Genomic DNA, 2,456 nt, shown 5'->3' with positions numbered 1-2,456 from the left:
CTGCAATTTTAGCCAGTTTGTCGTCTTTTATCTGTGCAAATTCGCTCTTTAGCGCCGATAAAATTTTATTTAAAAACGACGCATTACCAAGCATCTCGTTTTCAAATTCGTATAAATTTAGCGACGTCAAAACACGGTCTTGCACCTCGTCAAAGCTCGGGATAAAGAGCGCAAAGCCGTTTTGCTCGTGCGCGCGCATCGAGCCCGCGATCTTTTCTTTTAGAAAATACACGGCGATTTTAACGGCATTTTCGTAGTTTGCGGCGACTTTGAGGTTTAGCTTTTCAAAAAACAGCGCCGTCTTTTGCAGTCCTTTAAATTTCGCCGTCTCATAGTCTCGCAAAAACGTCCTATACACCTGCCCCGCATACGTCCTAACATCGGCAAACACGGTATCGGAGTGCGTTTCGTCCTCTTTTTGCGCGTTTTCAAATTCTGATTTATAAATCATAAATTCGCGCTCCAACCGCTCGTAAATTTCATCCAGCGCCGCGCCGATTTCATCTTGCAACGCGCTTAGGCCGCGCTTATACGTCCTAAAAAATTTGGCGAATTTCACGTCGTTGTAGATGAGTTTTGAAAACACCTCGTCGCTGTCAAAATCCACCGCCTCATACGAGCTAGCTTCAAAATACTCGCCCTTTAGCAGCGTTTTTCGCGGCGCGTATTTATACTTTTTCACGCTTTTTAGGCTGGCTAGGATCTCGTCTGCAACGAGCTTTGCGACGTGTTTTAGCTCGTTAAAGGCTAGCTCGATTTTCGGTTTAAAATTTTCTTGCACGGCTTTTAAATTTGACTCCAGTTCGGCGTCAAATTTAGCGATTATCTCGCCCGCTTTTTCGTAAATTTTAGCGATCTTTTCGTGTTGTTCGGCATTTACGGCAACCAGCCTAGCGCACTTTTCGCGTACGAACTTTTCTTTTATCTCTTCGCCGCCAAAAAGCTCGCGGACCGCGCTTATCACCTCGCTAAAATTTGACTCCATCAAAAGCGTCGCGTCGCCGTTTGCCTGCGCCGTTACGGCCTGCTTTGCAGAAACCGCGATGATGCGCCCAAAAAATCGCCCATAGGTCGTTTGCGCGTGAGTTTTGAGGCGCTCAAGCTCGTCCTTGCTTAGCTTATCTTTTTGATTTAGCAAGCAGATCGCCGTTTTGCCCCCGCCAGCTAAAAATTCCTCGATCTGCGCGGCTTCGCTAGCGCGCGCGGCGTTGTCGGCCAGGCTTAGCCAGATGACGCCCGCGACGTCTTTTAGCACCTCGTGCGTGACGGCGGTGTCGGCCTTTGAGAGCGAGTTTAGCCCCGGCGTATCGACGAAATTTACCAGCTTTAAAATCCCCGAGGGCGCGTAAACGCAAAGCCTGCTCACGTCGTCGCCAAACACGCGCTGATCGACGAAGCGCCCGATCTCCTCGACGCCCAGATACAGCTCTCTGCCGTTTTCGTAAAGCACGCTAAGCCCGGGCGCGGCGCCGTATCTGATAAAGGTCGGCTTTGAGGTCACGGGAGTTAGGCCCGACGGTAAAATCTCGCTACCCAAAAGCGCGTTTAAAAACGTAGATTTGCCGCTAGAAAACTGACCGACTATAGCAACCGTAAGCGGGCCGGATAAAAACAGATCGAGCTTATTTAGCTCCTGTTTTAGCTCGGCGCTTGGGTGAAATTTGGGCTCGGTTAGCTCGTTTTGCAGCCGCCTAAATCGCCCGTGAAAATCGTCCGAAAATATCTTAAAATACCGCGTTTTATACGCGTTTATAAACTCCTCAAACACTTTGCAGCTCCAAATTTATAGCATTTATCGCCTCGCTTTGCGAGTTTAGTCGCTCTAGCTCCCGCGAGCTCGCTCCGCTAGTTTGCGCTAGCGCGGCAAGCTCGATTTTTAGCGCTTCTTCACTGATTGCAAGCGCCTTTTCTTTATCTTTTAGCGCGGCTTCGATCTGCTTTTTAAACTCGCTTTTTTCAAATTCGCTAAGCTCGAAAACGAAATTTTTGATCCGCTCGGCGCCTAAAAACTCCTCCGCGGCTAGTTTGGCGGCCTCGGATACGCCTTGCGCGCCCGAGTTTGCCGCACTAGCTACCGCGTCCGCGACCTGGGCGCACTCTAAATTTATCCCTTTTGATTGTAGATAGTCGTTTATACTAAAGACCTTGGCCGCCGCCGTTTTGTCGTCAAATTCGCCAAATTTTAGCGCGATATTTTGCGCGCACGCGGTTATTTGCCGCATGATCTCGTTGCGGTTTTGACGCATTAGGACGATGACGCCGTCTTTGATCGTAGTTTGCGCGATGCGCGAGAGGCGCTGCGGGTCGATCTTTTGTTTTTTGGCGGCTGCGTAGTTTACGTCGTCCGCCACGCGCTGCTTTAGCGTTTGCGCCAAAGACCGCAGCCCTAGCTCGTAGCTAGCGGCTGTTTTAGCCGTATCTAGGCGCTCCAGCCCCTCTTTTACTGCGTCTCTTAC

General features: G+C 50.0%; 1 protein-coding gene and 1 pseudogene. Both read right to left on the bottom strand.

The annotated features are described in order from the left end of the window. A partial coding sequence (locus Q0338_RS07840) for a dynamin family protein (RefSeq protein ID WP_298086267.1) occupies nucleotides 1–1,768 on the bottom strand: 1,768 nt, incomplete at its 3' end. Then, nucleotides 1,761–2,456, bottom strand: a pseudogene (locus tag Q0338_RS07835) (dynamin); the annotation flags it as partial. The gene Q0338_RS07840 and the pseudogene Q0338_RS07835, both read right to left, overlap by 8 nt.

This window comes from uncultured Campylobacter sp. (genome assembly GCF_938018145.1).
Classification (GTDB): domain Bacteria; phylum Campylobacterota; class Campylobacteria; order Campylobacterales; family Campylobacteraceae; genus Campylobacter_A.
This window is presented reverse-complemented; position numbering and strand designations above follow the sequence as displayed.